General features: G+C 72.6%; 19 protein-coding genes. 14 read left to right on the top strand and 5 right to left on the bottom strand.

All coding sequences use genetic code 11. The annotated features are described in order from the left end of the window. Window positions 1-402 precede the first annotated feature (402 nt). From leuS to ACZ4FH_RS21230, 5 genes are all read left to right on the top strand, one after another. The gene (gene leuS / locus ACZ4FH_RS21250) at window positions 403-3270 is read left to right on the top strand and encodes a leucine--tRNA ligase (RefSeq protein WP_467306549.1); all 2868 of its coding nucleotides are present in this window, start codon (window positions 403-405) and stop codon (window positions 3268-3270) included. 170 nt (window positions 3271-3440) lie between these two features. Further along, window positions 3441-4187 (top strand): hypothetical protein, encoded by a 747-nt coding sequence (locus tag ACZ4FH_RS21245; protein WP_467306548.1) that lies wholly within the window; start codon window positions 3441-3443, stop codon window positions 4185-4187. 271 nt (window positions 4188-4458) lie between these two features. Further along, entirely contained in the window at window positions 4459-5304 is an 846-nt protein-coding gene (locus ACZ4FH_RS21240; RefSeq protein WP_467306547.1) for a DegV family protein, read from the top strand. 610 nt (window positions 5305-5914) lie between these two features. Further along, window positions 5915-6709 (top strand): ComEA family DNA-binding protein, encoded by a 795-nt coding sequence (locus tag ACZ4FH_RS21235; RefSeq protein ID WP_467306545.1) that lies wholly within the window; start codon window positions 5915-5917, stop codon window positions 6707-6709. 176 nt (window positions 6710-6885) lie between these two features. After that, window positions 6886-9684, top strand: a complete 2799-nt coding sequence (locus tag ACZ4FH_RS21230; protein ID WP_467306544.1) for a ComEC/Rec2 family competence protein — start codon at window positions 6886-6888, stop codon at window positions 9682-9684. A 248-nt stretch (window positions 9685-9932) separates the two neighbouring features. On the opposite strand, the gene ACZ4FH_RS21225 is transcribed toward ACZ4FH_RS21230, so the two are convergent. After that, window positions 9933-10412 (bottom strand): pyridoxamine 5'-phosphate oxidase family protein, encoded by a 480-nt coding sequence (locus ACZ4FH_RS21225; RefSeq protein WP_467306543.1) that lies wholly within the window; start codon window positions 10410-10412, stop codon window positions 9933-9935. A 101-nt stretch (window positions 10413-10513) separates the two neighbouring features. Here ACZ4FH_RS21225 and ACZ4FH_RS21220 point away from each other — a divergent pair, with 101 nt between their 5' ends. Next, on the top strand, window positions 10514-11380 hold the full coding sequence (locus ACZ4FH_RS21220; RefSeq protein WP_467306541.1) for an arylamine N-acetyltransferase family protein: 867 nt from the start codon (window positions 10514-10516) through the stop codon (window positions 11378-11380). Between the two features lie 185 nt (window positions 11381-11565). Then, entirely contained in the window at window positions 11566-12450 is an 885-nt protein-coding gene (locus ACZ4FH_RS21215) for a YceI family protein (protein WP_467306539.1), read from the top strand. Between the two features lie 31 nt (window positions 12451-12481). Here ACZ4FH_RS21215 and ACZ4FH_RS21210 read toward each other — a convergent pair whose 3' ends face one another. Next, a complete protein-coding gene (locus tag ACZ4FH_RS21210) occupies window positions 12482-12727 on the bottom strand; it encodes a hypothetical protein (RefSeq protein WP_383633232.1) in 246 nt (81 codons plus the stop codon). A gap of 85 nt (window positions 12728-12812) precedes the next feature. Here ACZ4FH_RS21210 and holA point away from each other — a divergent pair, with 85 nt between their 5' ends. Beyond that, a complete protein-coding gene (gene holA / locus ACZ4FH_RS21205) occupies window positions 12813-13805 on the top strand; it encodes a DNA polymerase III subunit delta (protein WP_467306536.1) in 993 nt (330 codons plus the stop codon). 249 nt (window positions 13806-14054) lie between these two features. Here the strand turns inward: holA and rpsT are convergent, their stop codons facing one another. Next, window positions 14055-14321 carry a 30S ribosomal protein S20 gene (gene rpsT / locus ACZ4FH_RS21200; RefSeq protein ID WP_266778644.1) on the bottom strand — a complete coding sequence of 89 codons (267 nt, stop codon included), beginning with the start codon at window positions 14319-14321 and terminating at the stop codon, window positions 14055-14057. A gap of 214 nt (window positions 14322-14535) precedes the next feature. Between rpsT and lepA the strand changes: the two genes are divergently transcribed. The 4 genes from lepA (at window position 14536) to hemW (ending at window position 22016) form a co-directional block, all read left to right on the top strand. Continuing rightward, window positions 14536-16410: a translation elongation factor 4 gene (gene lepA / locus ACZ4FH_RS21195; RefSeq protein WP_383633225.1), complete on the top strand. Its 1875-nt coding sequence runs from the start codon at window positions 14536-14538 to the stop codon at window positions 16408-16410. Between the two features lie 238 nt (window positions 16411-16648). Then, the gene (locus tag ACZ4FH_RS21190) at window positions 16649-18538 is read left to right on the top strand and encodes an AMP-dependent synthetase/ligase (protein WP_467306535.1); all 1890 of its coding nucleotides are present in this window, start codon (window positions 16649-16651) and stop codon (window positions 18536-18538) included. A 246-nt stretch (window positions 18539-18784) separates the two neighbouring features. Then, window positions 18785-20683, top strand: a complete 1899-nt coding sequence (locus ACZ4FH_RS21185; protein WP_467306569.1) for a SpoIIE family protein phosphatase — start codon at window positions 18785-18787, stop codon at window positions 20681-20683. Window positions 20684-20774: 91 nt separating this feature from the next. Further along, window positions 20775-22016, top strand: a complete 1242-nt coding sequence (hemW, locus tag ACZ4FH_RS21180; RefSeq protein WP_467306534.1) for a radical SAM family heme chaperone HemW — start codon at window positions 20775-20777, stop codon at window positions 22014-22016. A 36-nt stretch (window positions 22017-22052) separates the two neighbouring features. Here hemW and ACZ4FH_RS21175 read toward each other — a convergent pair whose 3' ends face one another. Continuing rightward, window positions 22053-22874, bottom strand: coding sequence for a DUF3097 domain-containing protein (locus ACZ4FH_RS21175; RefSeq protein ID WP_383633216.1), 822 nt, complete (start codon window positions 22872-22874; stop codon window positions 22053-22055). Between the two features lie 70 nt (window positions 22875-22944). Beyond that, a complete protein-coding gene (locus ACZ4FH_RS21170; RefSeq protein ID WP_467306532.1) occupies window positions 22945-23676 on the bottom strand; it encodes an MBL fold metallo-hydrolase in 732 nt (243 codons plus the stop codon). Between the two features lie 185 nt (window positions 23677-23861). Here ACZ4FH_RS21170 and hrcA point away from each other — a divergent pair, with 185 nt between their 5' ends. Together hrcA and dnaJ are read left to right on the top strand one after the other, a co-directional pair. Then, complete coding sequence (hrcA, locus tag ACZ4FH_RS21165; RefSeq protein ID WP_383633211.1) at window positions 23862-24878, top strand: heat-inducible transcriptional repressor HrcA; 1017 nt, start codon at window positions 23862-23864, stop codon at window positions 24876-24878. After that, window positions 24879-26018 (top strand): molecular chaperone DnaJ, encoded by a 1140-nt coding sequence (gene dnaJ, locus ACZ4FH_RS21160; RefSeq protein ID WP_383633208.1) that lies wholly within the window; start codon window positions 24879-24881, stop codon window positions 26016-26018. Window positions 26019-26037: the final 19 nt, after the last annotated feature.

Below are 26037 nucleotides of genomic sequence, written 5' to 3'. Positions count from 1 at the left end.
CACCTCCCCATGTGTCTTGGGGGTCCGCGCCCTTCTTTGTAGTCGGTCATCACTTCTTAAATTCCCCCAAACCCCAAAACAACAAACCCCCGGCGGGCCCCCCCCCCCCCCCGCCCCCCCCACGACGCGTTTACGGGTCCGTGCGCCGTCCTCCGCCGGACCCTGCGCGGTGTCCACGGACCGGCCGCACCCGATGCCGTCCGGGGCAGTGCGGTACCCTGACGCCATGCGTGCCGTACGCCTTCTGCTTAGCGAGCCGCGCTGATCAGTCCCGACCGGTGAGAATGCCTGGTCGGCATCAGCGCGGCGTCCCCTCCTGTGCGAGGGGATTTTTCGTTTCCGTGGACCCGTGTCCGCAGACGTGGACGCCGGCAGATGACGATCGATGGAGCTTTGAGGATCATGAGCGAGACGAATTCCGCAGCCGACGTCGCTGCGCCGCACCGCTACACGGCAGCGATGGCCGCCGACATCGAGGCACGCTGGCAGGACTTCTGGGACGCCGAGGGCACGTACGAGGCGCCGAACCCGAGCGGTGACCTGGCGGGCGACCCCGAGATGGCCGCCAAGCCCAAGAAATTCATCATGGACATGTTCCCGTACCCCTCGGGCGCGGGACTGCACGTCGGACACCCGCTGGGCTACATCGCCACCGACGTCTACGCCCGTCACCAGCGGATGAGCGGCCACAACGTGCTGCACACGCTGGGCTTCGACGCGTTCGGCCTGCCCGCCGAGCAGTACGCCGTCCAGACCGGCACGCACCCGCGGGTCTCCACCGAGGCCAATATCGAGAACATGACGGCGCAGCTGCGCCGGCTGGGCCTGGGCCACGACAAGCGCCGCTCGTTCGCCACGATCGAGTCCGAGTACTACAAGTGGACCCAGTGGATCTTCCTGCAGATCTTCAACTCCTGGTACGACACCGACGCGGACCGCGCCCGGCCGATCGCCGACCTGGTCGCGCAGTTCGAGTCCGGTGAGCGCGCCACCCCCGACGGCCGCGACTGGAGCGCGCTGAGCGCGAAGGAGCGCGCGGACGTCCTGGGCGAGTACCGCCTGGCGTACGCCTCCGAGGCCCCCGTCAACTGGGCGCCCGGCCTGGGCACCGTCCTGGCCAACGAGGAGGTCACCGCCGACGGCCGTTCCGAGCGCGGCAACTTCCCCGTCTTCAAGGCCAAGCTGCGCCAGTGGAACATGCGCATCACGGCCTACGCGGACCGGCTGCTGAACGACCTGGACGGGCTGGACTGGCCCGAGGCGATCAAGCTGCAGCAGCGCAACTGGATCGGCCGCTCCGAGGGCGCCCGCGTGGTCTTCCCGGTCGACGGCGCCGGTGCCGTCACCGTGTTCACCACCCGCCAGGACACCCTGTTCGGTGCCACGTACATGGTGCTGGCGCCCGAGCACGAGCTGGTCGAGCGGATCATCCCGGCCGCCTGGCCCGAGGGCACCCACCCGGTCTGGACCGGCGGACACGCCAGCCCGGCCGAGGCCGTCACCACGTACCGCAAGCAGGCCGCCGCCAAGTCCGACGTGGAGCGCCAGGCCGAGGCCAAGGACAAGACCGGCGTCTTCACCGGCGCGTACGCGACCAACCCGGTCAGCGGCGAGCAGATCCCCGTCTTCATCGCCGACTACGTCCTGGCGGGCTACGGCACCGGCGCGATCATGGCCGTGCCGGCGCACGACGCGCGCGACTTCGCCTTCGCGCGCGCCTTCGAGCTGCCGATGCGCTGTGTCGTCGAGCCGTCGGACGGCCGCGGCACCGACCCCTCGACGTGGGAGGACGCCTTCTCCTCGTACGAGGCGAAGCTGGTCAACTCCGCCAACGACGAGATCTCCCTGGACGGTCTGGGCGTCGTCGACGCCAAGGCGCGCATCACCGAGTGGCTGACCGAGCACGGCGTCGGCGAGGGCACCGTCAACTTCCGTCTGCGCGACTGGCTGTTCAGCCGCCAGCGCTACTGGGGCGAGCCCTTCCCGATCGTGTACGACGAGGAGGGCATCGCCCACCCGCTGCCCGAGTCGATGCTGCCGCTGGAGCTGCCGGAGGTCGACGACTACTCGCCGCGCACCTTCGACCCGGACGACGCCGACACCCAGCCCGAGACGCCGCTGTCGCGCAACGCCGACTGGGTCCACGTCACCCTGGACCTGGGCGACGGCCCCAAGAAGTACCGCCGCGAGACCAACACCATGCCCAACTGGGCGGGCTCCTGCTGGTACGAGCTGCGCTACCTGGACCCGAACAACTCCGAGAAGCTGGTCGACCCGGCCATCGAGCAGTACTGGATGGGCCCGCGCGAGGGACAGCCGACCGGCGGCGTCGACCTGTACGTGGGCGGTGCCGAGCACGCCGTGCTGCACCTGCTGTACGCCCGCTTCTGGTCCAAGGTGCTGCACGACCTGGGCCACGTCTCCTCCGCCGAGCCCTTCCACAAGCTGTTCAACCAGGGCATGATCCAGGCCTTCGTCTACCGCGACAGCCGTGGCATCGCCGTCCCGGCGGCCGAGGTCGAGGAGCGCGACGGCGCCTACTACTACCAGGGCGAGAAGGTCTCCCGCGTCCTGGGCAAGATGGGCAAGTCCCTGAAGAACGCCGTCACGCCGGACGAGATCTGCGGCGAGTACGGCGCGGACACGCTGCGGCTGTACGAGATGGCGATGGGCCCCCTGGACGTGTCGCGTCCCTGGGACACCCGCGCGGTCGTCGGCCAGTTCCGGCTGCTGCAGCGGCTGTGGCGCAACATCGTGGACGAGGAGAGCGGCGAGGTCACCGTCGTCGACACCGAGCCCGGCGAGGAGACGCTGCGCGCCCTGCACAAGGCCATCGACGGCGTCGGCGGCGACATGGAGGGGATGCGGTTCAACACCGCGATCGCCAAGGTCACCGAGCTGAACAACCACCTGACCAAGGCGGGCGGGCCGCTGCCCCGCTCCGTCGCCGAGTCCCTGGTGCTGCTGGTCGCGCCGCTGGCCCCGCACGTCGCCGAGGAGCTGTGGCACCGGCTGGGCCACACCGAGTCGGTCGTGCACCAGGACTTCCCGGTCGCCGACCCGGCGTACGTCGTGGACGAGACCGTGACCTGTGTGGTGCAGGTCAAGGGCAAGGTCAAGGCGCGCCTGGAGATCCCGCCGACGATCGCGGACGCGGAGCTGGAGGCCCTGGCCCTGGCGGACCCGGCGGTCGTCGCCGCGCTGGGCGGGGCGGGCATCCGGAAGGTCATCGTCCGGGCGCCCAAGCTGGTGAACATCGTCCCTGCCTGACCGGCGGGACACCCTCCGGTCCGGGCGGACCGGGGCGGGCCGGGGTGTGAGGGCTTTCCCCTACGGGCAGGTTGGGGGTTCCGACGGAACCCCCAACCTGCCCTTTCCGTTTACGGTGGAGGGGCGGGTGAAACCGTGCCGTATGCCGCCACACCATCCGAGGGGCGCTCATGGAAGCCGTGATCCTGATTCTGGGGCTGCTCGTCGTGGCCTTCCTGGCCCTGGGCGTCTACGCGACGGTCAAGGTGGTCGGGGCGGCCAAGCGCGGTGTGGACCGCACGATCGGCCAGGCCCGTCGCACGGTGGAGGACACCGCGCTCAAGGCCAAGAGCTATGGACAGGTCGGTGTCGGCGGCGAGCTGGCCCAGCTCCGCCTCTCCCTGCGCACCTCGATGCGCGCCACGCAGGAGGCCCTGCGGGCGGGCGTGGCCGAGGACCCCTCGCTCAAGGAGTCCCTGGCGCTCTTCGAGCGCCTGGGCGTGCACGGCCACGAGCTGGAGAACGACCTGAAGCGCCTGGAGCGCGAGCCGGACAGGGCGACGGTCGCCGCACGTCTGCCCGACCTCAAGGAGCGCGCCGGACGGATCACCCACGCGGCGGAGTCCCTGCGCTGGGCCGCCCGCGACCGCGCCCGGCAGTTCGCCGACGACGATCTCGCCGCGCTGAACGAGCAGATCGACATCGAGGCCGGCGCGCTGCGGCACTGGACGAGGGCGGAGCAGGGGACCGGGACGGACGGGGGCGGGGAGACGGGCGTGGGTTCCGGGACGGACGTGGGTTCCGGGACGGGCGTGAGTTCCGGGACGGATGTCGGTGCGCGCGGGGGCGGCCGGGCCGAGGCGATCACGGCGGGGGAGACGCTGCGGGGGATGGGGTATCCGTGGCGGAAGACGGCTCGTCCGGAGACGACGAACTGACCGACGAACTGACCGACGAACTGGCCTGAGAGCGGCGTTGCGCGTCGCGCGCCTCGCGTTTCGCCCTTGCGCCTCGCGTCGCGGGACTGATCACGGTCGTGGGCGATTCCGGGGCCGAAATCCCTTCGGGCCCGGTACGCAGACGGGTTCCGGGCGTGCCGGGCGTGATCGGTGACCGGACGTGGCAGGATGCGGCCCGAAGCGACTGGAACTGATCATTCGGTCGGGGTCGGACTGCCGGGCCGCGCCCCCGGGAGGTAACCTCCCGCTCATGTCCCGCCATGTCGCGATCGTGACCGATTCCACGGCCTACCTGCCGCCCCAGGCGATGGAACGGCATGGCATCACCTCAGTGCCGCTGACCGTCGTGCTCGGCGACGAGGCGCTGGAGGAGGGCACCGAGATCTCGTCCCGCTCCCTGGCGCTGGCGCTGCAGAAGCGCCGGTCCGTGACGACCTCGCGGCCCAGCCCCGAGGTCTTCGCCGCCACCTATCGCGCGGTCGCCGAGGCGGGCGCGAGCGCCATCGTGTCGCTGCATCTGTCGGCGGAGTTCTCCGGTACGTACGACGCCGCGCTGCTCGCCGCGAAGGACGCGCCGGTGCCGGTGCGGGTGGTCGACACGGGCATGGTCGCCATGGCCCTCGGCTTCTGCGCCCTGGCCGCCGCCGAGACGGCGGAGGCCGGGGGCGGCGCGGACGAGGCGGTGGCGGCGGCGGAGAAACGGGCGGCCGGCACCTCCGCCTACTTCTACGTCGACACCCTGGACTACCTGAGGCGCGGCGGCCGGATCGGGGCGGCGCAGGCGCTGTTCGGCTCCGCGCTGGCCGTGAAGCCGCTCCTCCAGCTGGAGGGCGGCAGGATCGAGATGCTGGAGAAGGTACGGACGGCCTCGAAGGCCATTGCCCGGCTGGAGGAGATCGTCGTCGACCGGGCGGGGGACGGGCAGGTGGACATCGCCGTCCACCACCTCGCGGCCCCCGAACGCGCCGACGCCCTGGCCGAGCGGCTGCGTGAACGCGTGCCGGGTCTGGCCGACCTCCACGTCAGCGAGGTCGGCGCGGTGATCGGCGCGCACACCGGGCCGGGTCTGCTGGGAGCGGTGGTCTCGCCGCGCTGAGCGGGTGGGACCGGCATCCGACCGGGTGTGGCATCACTCTTCGTGGTGGCCGAGTTATCCACAACTGCTTGCTTTTCCACCGAAATTCGGTGCGCTCAGCGGGATTTCGGGAAGGCGCCTAGCGTCGTGAGGCATGGCTTCCCGATCACATCGTGCAATCAGTCGTGCCGTGCGTTCTGCCGGCAGCGGTCCCGGCGGCGGTCCTGGCCGTGGTCCCGGGCGTGGTCTCGGCCGTGGTCCCGGGCGGGGCTTCGCGACGGACGTCCGAACGAGGTCCGGTACGGGGACCGGTCCCGGCCGCCGTCGCGCCCGTCACCGCACCGCCCTCGCCGCGGCCTCGCGCAGCCGCGCGGACGCGCTCATGTCCGGCGGCGCGTATGCAGGAGGAGCGGCGCCTCCGGTGCGCGGGACGGGGGCGGGCGAATCGTGGTCACAGGCGCCGCCAGACGCGGGCGCGGGCGCGGGGGCGGGGGCGGGTGCGGGAAAGACGGACGTGGGGATGGGCCCGGGGACGGGTGCCGACGCCGGGGTGGGGGCCGGGCGTGGGGCCGAGTACGACGTGGGTCCGGGGTTGGAATCGGCTACGGCTACGGCTGCGCCCGCGGAGGCCGTGGGGTGGCGGTCGCGGGTCGGGCCCGCGCTGCGGGAGCGGCTGCCGGTGTGGCTCCAGGTGAGGTGTGGCCTGGAGCCGAGGACTCTGGCCGCGCTGGCTGTTGTTCTGGTCGCTGCGGCCGTGTTCGCCGTGACGCACTTCTGGTCCGCGCGCCCCGGTTCCGTGCCCGCCCCGGAGCGGGTCGCGGTCGACGAGGCCGCGCGGGAGCCGTCGGCGAAGACGGGTGGCGGTGCGGATTCCGGCGAGGTGGCCGGGGCCGGCATGGACGCCTTGAGCGCGGAGGCGGGCGGGGCCGTGGATCCCGGTTCGTCCGGCGGAGTGCCGCCGGGCGCGGGGCCGGGCAGCCGGATCGTGGTGGACGTCAGCGGGAAGGTGCGCCGTCCGGGGATCCAGGAGCTGCCGCCCGGTGCCCGGGTCGTGGACGCGCTGCGCGCGGCGGGCGGGGCCCGGCCCGGGGTCGACCTCGACGACCTCAACCGCGCCCGGCTGCTTGTGGACGGGGAGCAGATCGTCGTGGGGGCCCCGCCGGGCCAGGTCGTGTCCGGCGGTACGGGAAACGGCGCGGGCGGCGGGCCGTCGGCGTCCGGGGCCGGCGCCACGGGGCCCGTGAGCCTCAACAGCGGGACCGTGGACCAACTCGACACGCTGCCCGGCGTCGGCCCCGTCCTGGCCCAGCACATCGTCGACTACCGGGTCAGGCACGGGGGGTTCCGGTCCGTCGACGAACTGCGCGAGGTCAACGGCATCGGTGACCGCCGCTTCGCCGATCTGCGACCGCTGGTGCGGCCGTGAACGGCGGCCGGTTCGTGATCCCCGGTGCGGGGCGACGCGGCGGTCGGTCCTCGATTCCCGGTGCGGGCATGGACGGCGGTCGGTCCGAGGGCTCTGGCGCGGGCGCCGGCGTTCGGTCCGCGAGGTCTGCGACGCCCGGGACGTTTGGCAGGTCCGCGGTGCCTGAGACATCTGAGATGTCCGCGAGGTCTGTGACTTCTGCGAGGTCCGTGACTGAGGGTGCGGTGCAGGGCTGCCGGTCCGCGACTCCCGGCGTGGCGGTTCCCGGCGCCGGGTTCGCGGATGGCGGGTTGTCCGGGACCCCCGAGGACATTCACGCGGCGTCGGGCCTGCGGCTCGGGGTGTCCCACCCGCGTCAGGAGGGCCCGCTCGATCTGCGCCTGGTCCCGCCGGCCCTCGCGGCTTGGGCGGGCGCGGCAGCGGCTCTGGGCGCTCCGGGACGTTGGGTGATTGTGGGCGTGGTGCTCTGCGTCGGGGCGGCGATGGTGCTGCTGGCCTTACCCGGGGCCGGAGGGGCGGGGCGGGGAGGTGGAGCCAGTGGGACCGGTGGGGCCGCTGGGGTCGCTGGGCGGGAAGGCGGGCGTCGGCGGCTCGGGGGCGGCCGGAGCGGCGGGGCTGGGCGGACCAGTGGGGTAGACCACAGCAGCGGGGTGGGGCCGAGGGGTGGGGTGGGTGTCGGGTGGGGTGGGGTGCGCCAGGGGAGGGCCGTGTTTCCGGTGGTGTCCGCCACGGCACTGGCGGCGGTGCTGTTGTGCGGGGCGGCGGGAGCGACGGCGGCGGGGCTGCAGCGGGCGGCGGCACGTCAGGGGCCGGTCCCCGCCCTGGCCGGGGAGTTCGCGCGCGTCGAGGCGGAGATCACCCTCACGTCGGACGCCCGGCGCACCGTTCCCCGGGTGCGGGGCGACCGCAGCACCCCCGTGTCCCTGCTGCTGGACGCCGAGATCGTCCGCCTGACCGTACCGGACGGCAGGAGGACCCGGCTGCGGACACCGGTCCTGGTCGTCGTCACGCCGGGTCAGGGCGGAGGCGGGCCGTGGGAGCGGCTGCTGCCGTCCACCCGGCTGAGGGTCACAGGCCGGCTGGCCCCGGCCGCGCACGCCGGGGAACGTGCCGCGGCCGTGCTGAGGCCGGAGGGGAAGGGGCCTCCGCGCGTCGTCGGTCCGCCCAGCCGGCTCCAGCGCACGGCGGGCGCGTTGCGGGCCGGTCTGCGGGAGGCGACGGAGGGCCTCGACCCGGACGCACGGGCCCTGCTGCCCGGACTGGTCGTCGGCGACACCACACGCGTGGACCCGGCCCTGCGGGAGGCGTTCCGGGCGACCGACCTCACGCATCTCATGGCCGTGTCCGGGGCGAACCTGGCGATCCTCCTCGTCCTGCTCATCGGCCCGCCGGGCCGCGCGCTACGGGCCGAACGAGGTGGGCTGGCGCCCCGGTTGGGCCTCTCGCTGCGGGGGACCGCGTTGCTCGGGGGTGGGCTCACGCTCGCGTTCGTGCTGGTCTGCCGACCTGAACCGAGCGTGCTGCGGGCCGCCGCCTGCGGCCTGATCACCTTGCTGGCCATCGGCACCGGGCGGCGTCGGAGCCTGATCCCCGCCCTGGCCGCCGCCGTTCTGCTGCTGGTGCTGTACGACCCCTGGCTGGCGCACAGTTACGGCTTCGTCCTGTCGGTCCTGGCCACCGGCGCCCTCCTGACCCTGGCCCCGCGGTGGAGCGAGGCGCTGCGCCGGCGTCGGGTGCCGCCGAGGCTCGCGGAGGCGCTGGCCGCCGCCGCGGCGGCGCAGGTGGTGTGCGCGCCCGTCGTGGTGCTGCTCGCCTCACGGGTGAGCCTGGTGGCGGTGCCGTGCAATCTGCTGGCCGAGTTCGTGGTGGCGCCCGCCACCGTGCTCGGGTTCGCGGCGCTGGCCGTCGCTCCGGTGGCCATGCCGGTGGCCGAACTGCTGGCCCGGATCGCAGGGTGGCCGGCCGGATGGATCGCGTCGGTGGCCCGCACCGGGGCCGGGCTGCCCGGCGCCGGGGTGGACTGGCCCGACGGGCCGGCGGGGGCGCTGCTCCTGGCCGCCCTGACCGTGCTCCTGGTGGTGGCGGTCCGGCGGATCGGGCACCGGCCCTGGGTGTACGTGGCCACCGCGCTGCTCCTGCTCGTCGCCGTGCTCCGCCCGGTGCCGTTGACCCGGGTGCTCACCGGATGGCCGCCGCCCGGCTGGGCGTTCGCGATGTGCGACGTCGGCCAGGGGGACGCCCTGGTCCTCGCGGCGGGCCCGGGAGCCGGGGTGGTGGTCGACGCGGGACCCGACCCCCGCCCCGTCGACCGGTGCCTGAGCGAACTGGGTGTCACCCGCGTCCCGTTGCTCTTGCTCACTCACTTCCACGCCGACCATGTGCGTGGACTGCCCGGTGTGCTGAGGGGCAGGACGGTCGCGGCGATCCAGACGACGAGCCTGGACCGGCCCCCGGAACAGGCCGCGTTCGTGCGGAGGACGGCAGCGGCGGCCGGTGTCCCCGTGCTGCGCACCGTGCCGGGCGAGCGGCGCCGGATCGGGGCCCTGCGCTGGCAGGTGCTGTGGCCGCCCGGACCGGGGGCGGGGGCGGTGCCCGCCGGGCCGGTGCCCCAGGAGCCGAACGATGCCAGCGTCACCCTGTTCGTGCGGGCCGGACCGCTGACGCTGCTGCTGCTCGGGGATCTGGAACCCCGCGCTCAGCAGGCGTTGTTGAGGAGCCGTCCGGTGATGCCCCGGGTGGATGTGCTGAAGGTCGCCCACCACGGTTCGGCGTACCAGGACCCGGCCCTGATGCGCGGCGTCCGGCCCCGCTTCGCGCTGGTCAGCGCCGGCCGCGACAACCCGTACGGACACCCGGCCCCACGGACGCTCGCGGCCCTCGGGGCCGGAGGAGCGGTGGTGCTCCGCACGGACCGGGACGGGGCCGTCGCGCTCACGGGCACCGGCGCCGGACTGCGGGCGGTGAGCCGGTCATGAGGCGGGGAACGTACCGGCGGAGTTCCGTACGGGCGCGTGCGACGACCGGCCGCACCGGGACCGGCCGTACTCGGGCCGGCCTCACCGGAGTCGGCTTCACTCGAACCGGCCGTACCCGGGCGGGCCTCACCGGAAGCGGCTTCACCGGTACCGGCCTCACCGGAACCGAAGGAACCGAGGCCGGCCGCACCGACCCCGGCCGCACCGGCCCCGGCCGGATCAGCCCCGGCCGGCCGGGGCCGGTTCCGTCACCGCTCGTCGGTGTGAGGGTCCTCGTCCAGCCAGCGTCCGTCGGCCATCAGCTCGCGGCCGGCCAGTTCGTTCTCCTCGCGCCAGGCGCGGATCGCGTACGGGGTGAAGCGCAGATAGACCCAGGAGGGACGGCCGCGCAGATCCCACGAGAGCTTGGCGGCGAAGGCGTCGCCGGAGGTCTGCGGGAGATCCGTGCCCTCGACGAGTTCGGCCGTGGCCTCGATGAGCACGACGTCGCGGGTGGGGCCGAGTGCGATCCGGGCCTGTCCGGACGGTGTCAGGTTGACGGCTGTGGGGTTGGTGCGGCGGGTGGCCATGAGAAGGGTCCCGTCGTCCCAGACGAACGACAGGGGGACGAGGGTCGGCACCCCGTCCGCGGACGCGGTCGACACCCAGGCGTCCTCGTCCTTCTCCAGATGGTCGAACACGTCCTGCTTGCGCTGTTCCCGGCTGCGCGCCGGTTCACGAACGGTCATGCCCGGCACGCTAGTGGGGCGGGTTCCTCCGGCGCCACGGGCGCAGGACCTAGGACCACCGGCTCATGGCGGACCGTGGCGCGCCGGGACAGACTCGCCGCATGGAACCGAGAGCGCAGCAGACCGTCGACGCCTACCTGGAGCGGATCGGGGCGGTCGCGCCCGTCCGCGCCGATGCCGCCGCGCTGCGGGAGTTGCAGGGACGCCATCTCGCCGCGGTGCCCTTCGAGAACCTCTCGATCCACCTGGGCGAGGACATCGTGCTGGAGGAGGCGGCGCTGCTGGACAAGGTGGTGGCCGGCCGGCGGGGCGGGTTCTGCTACGAACTCAACGGGGCCTTCGCGGTGCTGCTGCGCGCGCTCGGGTTCCGGGTCGACCTGCTCCAGGCGCGGGTGTACGGGGGCGACGGGCGGCTCGGCATCCCGTACGACCACATGGCGCTGCGGGTGGAGACGGTGGACGGGAGCGGGCCGTGGCTGGCCGACGTGGGGTTCGGCGACCACGCCCGGCATCCGCTCGCGCTCGACGGACGGGCGGACCAGGAGGATCCGGCCGGCACCTTCCGGATCGGTCCCGCACCGGCGGAGGACGGGGTGCGGGGCGGGAGCGGCGGACCGGCGGGTGACGGAGACCTCGACGTGCTGCGGGACGGTGCGCCGCAGTTCCGGCTGGATCTGCGGCCCCGGGCGCTGGCGGACTTCCGGGCCGGGGCCTGGTACCACCGGACCTCGCCGGATTCCGGCTTCACCCGCGGACCGGTCTGCTCACTGTTCACCGAGGACGGGCGGATCACGCTCAGGGGCCACCGGCTCCTCACGACGCGAGGGGAGCGGCGGGACGAGACGGTGCTGGGAAGCGACGCGGAGGTGTTCGCGGCCTACCGTGAGCATTTCGGAATCCGGCTGGACCGGCTGCCTCCTGACCAGGGAGCTGGCCCGTTTACGGTGTTTTCTTCTGCGAATGGGTGATGCACACAAGCGGAACTGTGAATTCGGACCTTCGGTAACACCTCCACCCAAGCCCCTGCGAGCTGCTCTGTTTGCCTCGAACGCCGCAAGGGTGATCGAATGCATGCTCGTCGGCGGGCCGCTGCTCCGACAACGACGTCCAGACCTTCGGCCCGAGGTGAAACCGCCCCCGGGAGTGCGTGAAGATGTTCGGCCGTTGGCTCGGAAACAAGAGAGGGACCGGTGCCGTGCGCGGCGGCGCCCTCGCCGGACTCGCGGTGCCGGAGTCCGCGGGTGTTCTCAGCTGCCGGGTTCTCGACCCGGTCAACGAGCCCGTGCAGCAGGCCGAGTTCGTGGTCACGGACGCGGCGGGACGCAAGATCGTCGGCGGCGAGACGGACCCGTACGGCAATGTGCTCGCCACGGTGCCGGCGGGGGAGTACCGGCTGGCCGTCACCTCGGAGGGCTTCACCCCGTTCCATGGCACGGCCTCGGTGGCCGAGAGCGGGCACGCGAGCCTCGGGGACGTGATGCTCCAGGTCGCCCAGCCGCCCCAGCTGCCCGATCCGGGCGAGTGGGAGATCGAGCCGATGCACTCGCAGATCGGCTTCACGGCCCGGCACATCGGGATGGCCCGCATCCACGGCCGGTTCAACACGTTCGCGGGTGCGGTCCGGATCGCCGACCGCATGGAGGACTCGGCGATGCACGTGGTGATCGACGCGGCGTCGATCGACACCAACGTGCAGATGCGCGACGACCACCTGCGCTCAAGCGACTTCCTGGACGTCGGCCGCTTTCCGACGCTGGAGTTCTACAGCGACCGCTTCGTCCACCGGGGCGGCACGCGCTGGGGCGTGAGCGGCGCGCTCACCCTGCACGGGGTGAGCCGTACGGTCACGCTGGACACCCAGTACCTGGGCCTCGGCAACGGGCTGGAGGGCGAGACCCGGGCCGCCTGCCGGGCCACCACCGAACTGCACCGCGAGGACTTCACGCTCACCTGGCAGACGATGCTGGCGCGGGGGATCGCCGCGGTCGGATCCAGCATCGCCATCGACATGGACATCCAGATCGTCCCGAAGAGCTGACCCCGGCGCACTCCGCCCCGGCCGGTCCGGGCTACGGGGCCTCGCGCCACCCCTCGTACTCCGCGGCGAAGGCGTCGAGCGCCGCGGGGTCGAGCCGTCCGTCCGGGTCCTCCACGACGACCAGCCACTGGGCGTCCTCGGCGTCGTCCTCGCCCGCCAGGGCGTCCCGCACGATCTGCGGTTCCTCGTCGACCCCGAACCGCGCGGCCAGCTCCTCGGAGGCCTCCTCCGCGGCGTCGCGGTCGGGCAGGACCAGTACATGTCTCTCATCGCTCACCCGGACATTCTGGGGTACGTCCGGGGCGGCCCGGACGGGCGGTGGGCGGCCGGGCTGTCAGTGGCCCGTGGGATGCTGGACGGCGATGGCCACCAGAAGGAATTCCACCGACGACCCGCTCGCCCCCCTCACGCTCGCCGTGGGCCAGGAGGACCTGCTCCTGGACCGCGCCGTGCAGCAGGTGGTGGCGGCGGCCCGCGCCGCCGACGCCGACACGGACGTCCGTGACCTCACCTCCGACCAGCTCCAGCCGGGCACCCTGGCCGAGCTGACCAGCCCTTCGCTCTTCGCCGAGCGCAAGGTGGTGATCGTGCGCGGCGCGCAGGACCTCTCCGCCGACTCGGTCAAGGACGTCAGGAAGTACCTCGACGACCCGGTCGAGGAGATCACCCTCGTGCTGCTGCACGCGGGCGGCGCCAAGGGCAAGGCGCTGCTCGACGCCGCCCGCAAGGCCGGGGCCCGCGAGGTCGCCTGCCCGAAGACCACCAAGCCCGCCGAGCGGCTCTCCTTCGTCCGGGCCGAGTTCCGGACGCTGGGACGCTCCGCGACCCCCGAGGCCTGTCAGGCCCTGGTCGACGCGATCGGCAGCGATCTGCGGGAGCTGGCGAGCGCCGTGTCGCAGCTCGTCGCGGACGTCGAGGGCACGATCGACGAGGCCGTCGTCGGGCGGTACTACACGGGCCGCGCGGAGGCGTCCAGCTTCGCCGTCGCCGACCGGGCCGTGGAGGGCCGGGCGGCGGAGGCCCTGGAGGCCCTGCGCTGGTCGCTCTCGACCGGGGTCGCCCCCGTCCTGATCACCAGCGCCCTCGCCCAGGGCGTCCGCGCCATCGGCAAGCTCTCCTCGGCGCGCGGCGGCCGGCCGGCCGATCTCGCCCGGGAGCTGGGCATGCCGCCGTGGAAGATCGACCGGGTGCGCCAGCAGATGCGCGGCTGGACGCCGGACGGCGTCGCGGTGGCCCTGCGGGCGGTCGCGGACGCGGACGCCGGCGTCAAGGGCGGCGGGGACGATCCGGAGTACGCGCTGGAGAAGGCCGTCGTCGCGGTGGCCCGAGCCGCCCGAGCCGGGCGTGGTCGGTAACCACCCCCCCCGCCCCACCTCCACCCCCCCGCCCCGCCCCGCCTCCACCCTCCCTGCCCCTACCCGCCGCACCCCCAACAGCCGAAGGCCCCGGTCGTTTCCCTGGGGAGGGGAACGGCCGGGGCCTCGGATCACGCTTGGTGCGCCGCACCCGCGTGGCGAACGCAGGTTCGGTGTGCGGCGCGGGGTGCCGGTCAGGAGCGGGAGAGAGGGCCCGCTGGATCCGTTCCGGCGATCACATCAGAATGCTCAGCCCTGGAGGGTGGCAACCTTGGTGGCCAGCGCCGACTTCTTGTTGGCGGCGGCGTTCTTGTGGATGACACCCTTCGAGACGGCCTTGTCGAGGGCGCGCGAAGCGTCGCGAACGGCCACGGTGGCCTTCTCGACGTCGCCCGCGACGACGGCCTCACGGGCCTTGCGGATCGCGGTCTTGAGCGAGGACTTGACGGCCTTGTTGCGCAGGCGCGCCTTCTCGTTCGTCTTGTTCCGCTTGATCTGGGACTTGATGTTCGCCACGAAAGAGCCTTTTCAGGTTCGTTGGATCTTTGATGTGCGCCCGGTGGCGGAAGAGCCACCAAACACAGCTGTCCACGGTACCAGCCGCGCTCCGACCGGCCCAAACCGGCCTCCGCCCCCCGGGCGTGGGACGATGGAGGCTACGTACAGATCCGACCCGACCCGACATCGACCCGAGACACGGCGTTCGGCGTCTCAAGAATCAGGACCCTGCGTGCCCGCGACTCCTCTCCACGTGCCCGAGCCGAGCCGTACCGACCCGGCGCTGATCCGCAATTTCTGCATCATCGCGCACATCGACCACGGCAAGTCGACCCTTGCCGACCGGATGCTCCAGCTGACCGGGGTGGTCGACCAGCGGCAGATGCGCGCTCAGTACCTCGACCGGATGGACATCGAGCGCGAGCGCGGCATCACCATCAAGTCCCAGGCGGTCCGGCTGCCCTGGGCGCCGACGAGCGGCGAGGGCCAGGGCAGCACCCACGTCCTCAACATGATCGACACCCCGGGACACGTCGACTTCACCTACGAGGTCTCCCGCTCGCTGGCCGCCTGCGAGGGCACGATCCTGCTGGTCGACGCCGCGCAGGGCATCGAGGCCCAGACGCTGGCCAACCTCTACCTGGCGATGGAGAACGACCTCACCATCGTCCCGGTGCTCAACAAGATCGACCTGCCGGCCGCCCAGCCCGAGAAGTTCTCCGAGGAGCTGGCCACCCTCATCGGCTGCCAGCCCGAGGACGTGCTCAAGGTCTCCGCGAAGACCGGCATGGGCGTGGACGCGCTGCTGGACCGCGTGGTCAAGGACATCCCGGCGCCGGTCGGCGTCGCGGACGCCCCGGCCCGCGCGATGATCTTCGACTCGGTCTACGACTCCTACCGGGGCGTCGTCACGTACGTCCGGGTCGTCGACGGTTCGCTGAACAAGCGCGAGCGCATCCGGATGATGTCGACCGGCGCCACCCACGAGCTGCTGGAGATCGGTGTCTCCTCCCCGGAGATGACCCCGTCCGACGGCATCGGCGTCGGCGAGGTCGGCTACATCATCACCGGCGTGAAGGACGTCCGGCAGTCCAAGGTCGGTGACACGATCACCTCGCTGAACAACGGCGCGACCGAGGCGCTGGGCGGGTACAAGGACCCCAAGCCGATGGTGTTCTCGGGGCTCTACCCGCTGGACGGCTCGGACTACCCGGACCTGCGCGAGGCCCTGGACAAGCTCCAGCTCAACGACGCCGCCCTGGTGTACGAGCCCGAGACGTCCGCCGCGCTCGGCTTCGGCTTCCGCGTCGGCTTCCTCGGCCTGCTCCACCTCGACGTGGTCCGCGAGCGCCTGGAGCGCGAGTTCGGTCTCGACCTCATCGCCACCGCGCCCAACGTGGTCTACCGGGTCGAGATGGAGGACGGCACCGAGCACACCGTCACCAACCCGAGTGAATTCCCCGAGGGCAAGATCGACAAGGTGTACGAGCCGGTCGTCCGGGCCACGGTCCTGGCGCCCAGCGAGTTCATCGGCGCGATCATGGAGCTGTGCCAGCAGCGCCGCGGCACCCTGCTCGGCATGGACTACCTCTCCGAGGACCGGGTCGAGATCCGCTACACCCTGCCGCTCGCGGAGATCGTCTTCGACTTCTTCGACCAGCTGAAGTCCAAGACGCGCGGTTACGCCTCGCTGGACTACGAGCCCACCGGCGAGCAGGACGCGCAGCTCGTCAAGGTCGACATCCTGCTGCACGGCGACAAGGTGGACGCCTTCTCCGCGGTCACGCACAAGGACAAGGCGTACGCGTACGGTGTGCGGCTGGTCGCCAAGCTGCAGAAGCTCATCCCCCGGCAGAACTTCGAGGTGCCGATCCAGGCCGCCATCGGGTCCCGGGTCATCGCCCGTGAGACCGTCCGCGCCATCCGCAAGGACGTGCTCGCCAAGTGCTACGGCGGTGACATCTCCCGTAAGCGGAAGCTGCTGGAGAAGCAGAAGGAGGGCAAGAAGCGGATGAAGATGGTCGGCAACGTGGAGGTGCCCCAGGACGCCTTCATCGCGGTGCTGTCGACCGACGAGTCCGCGGGCGAGGCCAAGGCCAAGAAGTAACTACCGGCCGGTAGGAAAACGGGCCCCCGTGCCGCAGAACCCTGCGGCGCGGGGGCCCGTTCGTTATGAAGCGGGGTCCCGTTGCCTCTTACGCCCGGCGCGCGGGCGCTTTACCCTGATCACGGCTTCGTAGTTACTCGCCAGTTAAACAAGCAGGATCAAGCACATAGACGCACGCGGAGAGCAAGCCGCAACCAGCAGCCGGTCGTGAAGCACTGCCGTAGGCCCGGAGGATGTCGTGAGCGACACACAGACCATGATCGAGAACCGTCCGCCGTCCGTGGCGACCCTCTTCATCGACCGGGTGGCCGCCACCCCGGACGCGGAGGCCTACCGCTACCCCGTCCCGCCGGCCGACGGCGAGGGCCCCGACGCCTGGCGTTCGCTCAGCTGGGCCGAGGCCGCCGAGCGCGTCTACGCCGTCGCGGCCGGGCTGATCGCGCTGGGCGTACGCCCGGAGGAGCGCGTCGCGCTCGCCTCCAGCACCCGGGTCGAATGGATCCTCGCCGACCTGGGCGTCATGTGCGCGGGCGCCGCGACCACCACGGTCTACCCCTCCACCAACGCCGACGAGTCGGCGTTCATCCTCTCCGACTCCGAGAGCCGGGTCCTCATCGCCGAGGACGCCGCCCAGCTCGCCAAGGCCCGCGAGCGCCGCGCCGACCTGCCCGCCCTCTCCCACGTCGTCGTCATCGACGCCGAGGGCGTGGAACCGGCCGAGGGTGACCCCGAGGGCTGGCTGCTCACCCTGGCCGAACTGGAGGCGCTGGGCAACGAGCACCTGGCCGAGCACCCGGACGCCATCAAGGCGCGGGTCGGGGCGATCACCTCCGACCAGCTCGCCACCCTCATCTACACCTCCGGCACCACCGGCCGCCCCAAGGGCGTACGGCTGCCGCACGACAACTGGTCGTACATGGCCAAGGCCACCGTCGCCACCGGGCTGATCACCAAGGACGACGTCCAGTACCTCTGGCTGCCGCTCGCCCACGTCTTCGGCAAGGTGCTCACCTCCGGCCAGATCGAGGTCGGCCACGTCACCGCCGTCGACGGCCGGGTCGACAAGATCATCGAGAATCTGCCGGTCGTCCAGCCGACCTACATGGCGGCCGTCCCGCGCATCTTCGAGAAGGTCTACAACGGGGTCGCGGCCAAGGCCCGCGCCGGGGGCGGGGCCAAGTACAAGATCTTCCAGTGGGCGGCCGGCGTCGCCCGCGAGCACGCCCGGGTCTCCCAGGACAACTTCCGCCGCACCGGCACCGCCTCCGTGCCCTTCGGCCTCGGCGCCAAGCACAAGGTCGCCGACACCCTCGTCTACGCCAAGATCCGCGAGGCCTTCGGCGGCCGGCTCCGCGCCTGCGTCTCCGGCTCCGCCGCGCTCGCCCCCGACATCGGCTTCTTCTTCGCCGGCGCCGGCATCCACATCCTGGAGGGCTACGGACTCACCGAGTCCAGCGCCGCCTCCTTCGTCAACCCCGGCGAGGCCTACCGCACCGGCACCGTCGGCAAGCCGCTCCCCGGCACCGAGGTCCGCATCGCCGACGACGGGGAGATCCTGCTGCGCGGCCCCGGCATCATGCAGGGCTACCAGGGCCTGCCCGACAAGACGGCCGAGGTGCTGGAGGCCGACGGCTGGTTCCACACCGGCGACATCGGCGAGCTGTCCGTGGACGGCTATCTGCGGATCACCGACCGCAAGAAGGACCTGATCAAGACCTCCGGCGGCAAGTACATCGCGCCCGCCGAGGTCGAGGGCCAGTTCAAGGCCGTCTGCCCGTTCGTCTCCAACATCCTCGTGCACGGCGCCGACCGGAACTTCTGCACCGCGCTGATCGCCCTCGACGAGCCGACCATCCTCGGCTGGGCCGCCGAGAACGGCATGGAGGGCAAGGCGTACGCCGACGTGGTGGCCTCCCCGAAGACCGTCGAGCTGATCGACGGCTACGTCAAGCGCCTCAACGAGGGACTCCAGCGCTGGCAGACCATCAAGAAGTTCCGTCTGCTCCCGCGCGACCTCGACATCGAGCACGGCGAGGTCACGCCCAGCCTCAAGCTGAAGCGACCCGTCGTCGAGCGCACCTACAAGGACCTCATCGACGAGATGTACGCGGGTTCGCGCGAGGCCTGAGACACGACACCGCTCCACGGCCCCACCAGCCCGGCGCGCACCGTGCGCCGGGCTGGTGCGCCGGAGTGCGCCGCGCGGCCAATTCCGTAACTCGTCGCGTATGCCAGGAGCCGATCTGTCACTCTGTCCGTGTCGTCGTCGGTCCTGGGCCGGCACCGCGAGCCCTCCCACGGCCCGCGGCACCGCCCGAACGGAGAACAGGCAGAGCGAGAACAGGTCAGGAGCCGCCCTGTGGGGTCCATTCCCTTGCAGCGGGACATCGTGGAGCATTCCGGAGCCGCCGGCCCGTCCGGCGCGGGACAGCCGGTCGCCCGGACGAGTCTGCCCGGGAACCTGCTGGCGCCCGCCGCGGCCCGGCGTTTCGTCGCCGCCGCGCTCACCGAATGGAGCGGGCTCGGGCTCCCCGCGGCCGTCGGCTTCAGCGAACGGCTGTCCGACGACGCGGCGGTCGTCGTCAGCGAACTCGTCACCAACGCCGTCGTCCACGCCGGAACCAACGTGGAACTCCTCTTCCGGCTGGAGGAGGCCACCGACGAGGAGGCCTCCGCCCTGGTCCTGGAGGTCTCCGACCACCACCCCACCCGCGCCGTGCGCAGCGACCGTGCCGACCACGCCGCGGCGGCCGGCGCCCCGGGCGAACCCGCCGAGTACGGACGCGGTCTGGAACTCGTCGCCACCCTCGCCGAACGCTGGGGCATCACCTACCGCACCGGCCTCAAGACCGTCTGGGCCCGGCTCCCCGTCGACGACTGGAACCCCTTCCCCGACAACCGCCCCGAATCCGGCTTCCAGCAGGGGCTGCGCGCCGCCGAACTCCTCGCCCCCACCGCCCGGCGCGCCCTGCGCGACGACGCGGACTGGGCGGGCCGGGGCGCGCTCTCCTTCCTCGCCGAGGCCTCGGACCTGCTGGCCGGACAGCTCGACGAGGACATCGTCGCCGCGCTCGCCGGACAGTTACTGGTCCCCAGGCTCGCCGACTGGTGCGCGATCTGGCTGGAACCGGAGAGCGGCGGCCGGGCCGCCGTCCCGCGCCTGGCCAAGGTGTGGCACGTCGACGAGACCCGCATCCCGAACCTGCGCGCCCAGCTGGAGGACGACCCGCTGCGCCTGCCGGAACGGGTCGGGACCGGCCCCGTCTCCATGGACTGGCCCGGCAGCGGCGAGGAGGAGGGCGAGAAGCCCGGCGAGGGCGTCGCCCTCGCCTACCGGATCACCTCCGGCGGCCGCACCCTCGGCGCCGTCTACCTCGGCCGCGAGGGCATCGTCCGGGTCCCCGACGAGGTCACCGCGCTGATCGAGGACTTCGTCCGCCGGGTCGGCCTCGCCGTCGGCGCCGCCCGCGCCTACACCCGCCAGGCCACCATCAGCCGGATCCTCCAGCGCGGACTGCTGCCCAGCAAGGTCGCCGACATACCGGGAGTGGCCAGCTCCCTCGTCTACGAGCCCAGCGACGACGGGGTGGTCGGCGGCGACTTCTACGACATCTTCCCGTGCCCCGGCGACCGCTGGTGCTTCGTCCTCGGCGACGTCCAGGGCAGCGGCCCCGAGGCGGCCGTCGTCACCGGGCTCGCCCGCCCCTGGCTGCGGCTGCTGGCCCGCGAGGGCTTCCAGGCCGACGAGGTCCTGGTCCGGCTCAACCGGCTGCTCCTCGACGACGCGATGGAGGCCGCCGAGGCCGCCGCCCTCATGGTCGCCGCCGCCGGGGGCCAGCACTCGGCGGACAGCGGGCAGTCCCGGTTCCTCTCCCTGCTCTACGGGGAGCTCGTCCCGCTGCCCGGCGGCGGGGCCCGCTGCACCCTGGCCAGCGCCGGCCATCCGCTGCCCCTGCTCCTGCGCCCCGACGGCACGGTCCGCCCGGCCGCCGAACCGCAGCTGCTCCTCGGGGTGATGGACGACGCCGTCTACGAGACCCAGAGCTTCGAGCTGGCCCCGGGCGACAGCCTGCTCTGCGTCACCGACGGGGTGACCGAGCGGCGCTCGGGACCGCTGATGTTCGACGACGGGGACGGGCTCGCGCAGGCGCTCTCCGGGTGCGCGGGGCTGGACGCCGAGGGCATCGCGGAGCGCATCAAGAACGCCGTGCACGCCTTCGCCGAACGCCCGCCGGACGACGATCTGGCCCTGCTGGTCCTCCAGGCCGAATAGCGAGGCCGAGCGGCCGTCGTGCGGCCCTTCGTACGGCCGTCGTGCGGCCTTCGTACGGCCGTGGCGTCCGTTCGCCGGACGGCGCGCGACAATGGGCGGTATGCCTTCCGTACTGCCCGATGGTGAACCCGTGCCCGACGACGGGGCGCTGCCCCGCCACGCCCTGGAAGGCGCCGCAGACCGCCCGCTCGGCTTCTACCTGCACGTGCCCTACTGCGCGACCCGCTGCGGCTACTGCGACTTCAACACCTACACCGCGACCGAGCTGCGCGGCTCCGGCGGGGCACTGGCCTCCAGGGACAACTACGCCGCCCATCTCGTCGGCGAGGTCCGCCGGGCCCGGAAGGTCCTCGGCGACGACCCCCGGCAGGTCCGTACGGTCTTCGTCGGCGGCGGCACCCCGACCCTGCTGGCCGCGGCCGACCTGGTGCGGATGCTGGCCGCGATCCGGGAGGAGTTCGGACTCGCGGACGACGCGGAGATCACCACCGAGGCCAACCCCGAGTCGGTCGGCCCCGCCTACCTCGCCGAACTGCGCGGGGGCGGCTTCAACCGGATCTCCTTCGGCATGCAGAGCGCCAAGCAGCACGTCCTGAAGATCCTCGACCGCACCCACACCCCCGGCAGGCCCGAGGCGTGCGTCGCCGAGGCCAGGGCTGCCGGCTTCGACCACATCAACCTCGACCTGATCTACGGCACGCCCGGCGAGTCCGACGACGACTGGCGCGCCTCCCTCGACGCGGCGATCGGCGCCGGTCCCGACCACGTCTCGGCGTACGCGCTGATCGTGGAGGAGGGCACCCAGCTGGCCCGCCGGATCAGGCGCGGCGAGATCCCCATGACGGACGACGACGCCCACGCCGACCGCTATCTCATCGCCGACGAGGTGCTGGCCGCTGCGGGCTACTCCTGGTACGAGGTGTCGAACTGGTCCCGGACGCCCGAGGGCCGCTGTCTGCACAACGAGCTGTACTGGCGCGGGGCCGACTGGTGGGGCGCCGGTCCAGGCGCCCACAGCCACGTCGGCGGGGTGCGCTGGTGGAACGTGAAGCACCCCGGGGCGTACGCGCAGGCGCTGGCCGAGGGGCGCTCGCCCGGCGCGGGCCGCGAGATCCTCTCCGACGAGGACCGGCGCGTCGAGCGGATCCTGCTGGAGCTCCGCCTCGTCGACGGCTGCCCGCTCTCCCTGCTCGCCCCGGCCGGACTCGCCGCGGCCGCCCGCGCCGTGGCCGACGGCCTGCTGGAGCCGGGACCGTACGGCGAGGGGCGCGCGGTGCTCACCCTGCGCGGGAGGCTCCTGGCGGACGCGGTGGTACGGGACCTGGTGGACTGAGCCCCCGGGGCCCGGCGGACGCTCCCCGGCCCCGCCCTACTCGGCGGGGGCGGTCACGAAATCGATGAGATGCTCCACCCGCCCCAGCAGCTCCGGCTCCAGGTCCTTGTACGAGCGAACCTTCGACAGGATGTGCTGCCAGGCCGCGCCCGTGTTCTCCGGCCAGCCCAGCGCCCGGCAGACGCCCGTCTTCCAGTCCTGGCCGCGCGGGACCCGCGGCCAGCCGGGGATGCCCAGCGACGACGGCTTCACCGCCTCCCAGACGTCGATGTACGGATGGCCGACCACCAGCACGTTCCCGTCGGTCACCCGGGCCGCGATACGGGACTCCTTGGAGCCCGGGACCAGATGGTCGACCAGGACCCCGAGCCGGGCGTCGGGCGCCGGCCCGAACGCGTCGACGATCGCGGGCAGGTCGTCGATGCCCTCCAGGTACTCGACGACCACGCCCTCGATCCGCAGGTCGTCGCCCCAGACCCGCTCCACCAGTTCGGCGTCGTGCCGGCCCTCCACGTAGATCCGGCCGGCGCGCGCCACCCGTGCCCGCGCGCCGGGCACCGCGACCGAGCCCGAGGCCGTGCGCGCGGGACGCACCGGCCCCCCGGCCGCCGGGCGCACCAGCGTGACCACGCGCCCCTCCAGCAGGAAGCCGCGCGGGGCCATCGGGAAGACCCGGTGCTTGCCGAACCGGTCCTCCAGGGTGACGGTCGGCCCCTCGGCGGTCTTCTCGCAGCGGATCACCGCACCGCAGAAGCCGGTGGCGACCTCCTCCACGACCAGATCGGGATCCGCGGGCACCTCGGGCACGGGGGCGGACCGCTTCCACGGCGGGGTCAGGTCCGGCTGGTAGCTGCGCATCGCACGACGATAAGCGGCGGGCGGTCCGCGGTCCCGCCTTTCGGCTCCACGCCGGGCCCGCCCATCGGAATCACGCCGGGTGCGGCACGCCGAAGCGCCGGGCCAGTTCGTCCCGCTGGGCCCGGACGAACGCGGCGTCCACCACGGCCCCGTGCCCCGGCACGTACCGGGCCTCCTCGCCGCCCAGCTCCAGCAGCCGGTCCAGGGAGGCCGGCCAGCGCGCGGGGACGGCGTCCGGGCCCGCCTGCGGCTCGCCCGACTCCTCGACGAGATCGCCGCAGAACACGACCGGGGGAGACCCGGGCACCAGGACGGCCAGATCGTGGCCGCTGTGCGCCGCGCCGAGGTTCACCAGCAGCACCTCGCGCCCGCCGCCAAGATCGAGCACCGACTCGCCCCGCACCTCGTGCGCCGGGGCCACCAGCGCCTCGGCGGACTCGGCGGCGTCCCGCTCCGGCAGTCCGTGGGCCACGGCGTCGGCGCGCAGCTCCCCGGCCCCGGTCCGCAGCAGTGCGGCGGTGCCGGCCGCCCCGTACACCTGTGCCCCGGGGAACGCCGCGGTGCCGAGCACATGATCGAAATGGGGGTGGCTGAGTGCGATATGCGTCACCCTCCGGCCCAGCATCGCCTCTGCCTGGGCGCGCACTTCGGCGGCTTCGCGGAGTGACGAGCCGGTGTCGCAGAGCAGCACACCGTCGGCCCCGGCCACCAGGAGAACGGTCGCGTCCCACACCGGAAGGCGTCGCCGCCCCACCCCGTGTCCGAGCCGCTCCCAGCCGAAGTCTTCCCAAGAGGCGTCCATACCGCGACGCTATCGGCAACGACCTGCGCAGTCTCGGGGTAGCGTGGCCGGTCGCCCTTGCTAGGGGGCCACCCCGTCGCCGTACACTGACCGGGGCAGGGCTGGCACTCGTCCGCGCAGAGTGCCAGGGACGGACCCGGGATCGGCCCGAGAACGACCGAGGTACACAGCTGGAGGTGTGCGCGATGCTCAGCGAACGCAGACTCGAAGTGTTGCGCGCCATCGTCCAGGACTATGTCGGCACCGAGGAGCCCGTCGGCTCCAAGGCGCTCACCGAGCGGCACAAGCTGGGGGTCTCCCCGGCCACCGTGCGCAACGACATGGCGGTGCTGGAGGACGAGGGCTTCATCGCCCAGCCGCACACCAGCGCCGGGCGCATCCCGACGGACAAGGGCTACCGGCTCTTCGTCGACAAGCTCGCGGGCGTCAAGCCCCTGTCGTCGCCGGAGCGCCGCGCGATTCAGAACTTCCTCGACGGCGCGGTCGACCTCGACGACGTCGTGGGCCGCACCGTACGGCTGCTCGCGCAGCTGACCCGGCAGGTCGCCGTCGTGCAGTACCCCTCGCTGACCCGTTCGACGGTGCGGCACGTGGAGCTGCTCTCGCTGGCGCCCGCCCGGCTGATGCTCGTGCTCATCACGGACACCGGCCGGGTCGAACAGCGCATGGTGGACTGCCCCGCGCCCTTCGGCGAGACGTCCCTGGCGGATCTGCGGGCGCGGCTCAACAGCCGCGTCGTGGGCCGCCGTTTCGCGGACGTCCCGCAGCTGGTGCAGGACCTGCCGGAATCCTTCGAGAGCGAGGACCGGGGAACCGTGTCCACCGTGCTCTCGATCCTGCTCGAAACCCTCGTCGAGGAGACGGAGGAGCGGCTGATGATCGGCGGCACCTCCAACCTCACCCGCTTCGGACACGACTTCCCGGTGATGATCCGGCCGGTGCTGGAGGCACTGGAGGAGCAGGTCGTGCTGCTGAAGCTGCTCGGCGAGGCCAAGGACTCGGGCATGACCGTACGAATCGGGCATGAGAACGCCCACGAGGGGCTGAACTCCACGTCCGTCGTCGCGGTCGGCTACGGTTCGGGCGACGAGGCAGTCGCCAAACTCGGCGTGGTCGGACCGACCCGCATGGACTACCCCGGAACGATGGGAGCGGTACGCGCAGTGGCACGTTACGTCGGACAGATCCTGGCGGAGTCGTAAGTGGCCACGGACTACTACGCCGTACTCGGCGTGCGCCGCGACGCTTCCCAGGACGAGATCAAGAAGGCCTTCCGGAGACTCGCCCGCGAGCTGCACCCGGACGTGAACCCCGATCCGAAGACCCAGGAGCGGTTCAAGGAGATCAACGCCGCTTACGAGGTGCTGTCGGACGCCCAGAAGAAGCAGGTCTACGACCTGGGCGGCGACCCGCTCTCCGCCTCCGGCGGCGGCGGTGCGGGCGGCTTCGGACAGGGCGGCTTCGGCAACTTCTCCGACATCATGGACGCCTTCTTCGGCACGGCCTCGCAGCGCGGACCGCGCTCGCGCACCCGCCGCGGCCAGGACGCCATGATCCGGCTGGAGATCGACCTCGCCGAGGCGGCCTTCGGGACGACCAAGGACATCCAGGTCGACACCGCCGTCGTCTGCACCACGTGCAGCGGCGAGGGCGCGGCCCCCGGTACCTCCGCGCAGACCTGTGACATGTGCCGCGGCCGCGGTGAGGTCTCCCAGGTCACCCGGTCCTTCCTGGGCCAGGTCATGACCTCGCGCCCCTGCCCGCAGTGCCAGGGCTTCGGCACGGTCGTGCCGACCCCGTGCCCGGAGTGCGCCGGTGACGGCCGCATCCGCTCGCGGCGCACGCTCACCGTGAAGATCCCCGCCGGAGTCGACAACGGCACCCGCATCCAGCTCGCCGGCGAGGGCGAGGTCGGCCCCGGCGGCGGCCCGGCCGGTGACCTCTACGTCGAGATCCACGAGCTGCCGCACAGCGTCTTCCAGCGGCGCGGCGACGATCTGCACTGCACGGTCACCATCCCCATGACGGCGGCGGCCCTCGGCACCAAGGTGCCGCTGGAGACGCTGGACGGTCTGGAGGAGGTCGACATCCGGCCCGGCACCCAGTCCGGCCAGTCCGTCCCGCTGCACGGGCGCGGCGTCACGCATCTGCGGGGCGGCGGCGGTCGCGGCGACCTCATCGTGCACGTCGAGGTGATGACCCCGACCAAGCTCGACCCCGAGCAGGAGCGGATGCTGCGCGAGCTGGCCAAGATCCGCGGCGAGGAGCGGCCCACCGGGCAGTTCCAGCCCGGCCAGCAGGGCCTGTTCTCGCGCCTCAAGGACGCGTTCAACGGCCGCTAGACCGTGTGATCGACGAGGT

It is taken from the genome of Streptomyces sp. NPDC024555 (assembly GCF_055559335.1).
The sequence above is the reverse complement of the archived record's forward strand: the minus strand, read 5'-3'. Positions and strand labels throughout refer to the sequence as shown.

Bases quoted from the DNA above. Each gene is read 5' to 3' on its own strand.
- ACZ4FH_RS21225 (WP_467306543.1), bottom strand. From the start codon at position 10,412: ATGACCGTTCGTGAACCGGCGCGCAGCCGGGAACAGCGCAAGCAGGAC.
- ACZ4FH_RS21215 (WP_467306539.1), top strand. From the start codon at position 11,566: ATGTTCGGCCGTTGGCTCGGAAACAAGAGAGGGACCGGTGCCGTGCGC.
- ACZ4FH_RS21230 (WP_467306544.1), top strand. From the start codon at position 6,886: ATGTCCGCGAGGTCTGTGACTTCTGCGAGGTCCGTGACTGAGGGTGCG.
- hemW (WP_467306534.1), top strand. From the start codon at position 20,775: ATGGGCGGTATGCCTTCCGTACTGCCCGATGGTGAACCCGTGCCCGAC.
- ACZ4FH_RS21170 (WP_467306532.1), bottom strand. From the start codon at position 23,676: ATGGACGCCTCTTGGGAAGACTTCGGCTGGGAGCGGCTCGGACACGGG.
- ACZ4FH_RS21245 (WP_467306548.1), top strand. From the start codon at position 3,441: ATGGAAGCCGTGATCCTGATTCTGGGGCTGCTCGTCGTGGCCTTCCTG.
- holA (WP_467306536.1), top strand. From the start codon at position 12,813: ATGGCCACCAGAAGGAATTCCACCGACGACCCGCTCGCCCCCCTCACG.
- ACZ4FH_RS21220 (WP_467306541.1), top strand. From the start codon at position 10,514: ATGGAACCGAGAGCGCAGCAGACCGTCGACGCCTACCTGGAGCGGATC.
- ACZ4FH_RS21240 (WP_467306547.1), top strand. From the start codon at position 4,459: ATGTCCCGCCATGTCGCGATCGTGACCGATTCCACGGCCTACCTGCCG.
- hrcA (WP_383633211.1), top strand. From the start codon at position 23,862: ATGCTCAGCGAACGCAGACTCGAAGTGTTGCGCGCCATCGTCCAGGAC.
- leuS (WP_467306549.1), top strand. From the start codon at position 403: ATGAGCGAGACGAATTCCGCAGCCGACGTCGCTGCGCCGCACCGCTAC.
- ACZ4FH_RS21175 (WP_383633216.1), bottom strand. From the start codon at position 22,874: ATGCGCAGCTACCAGCCGGACCTGACCCCGCCGTGGAAGCGGTCCGCC.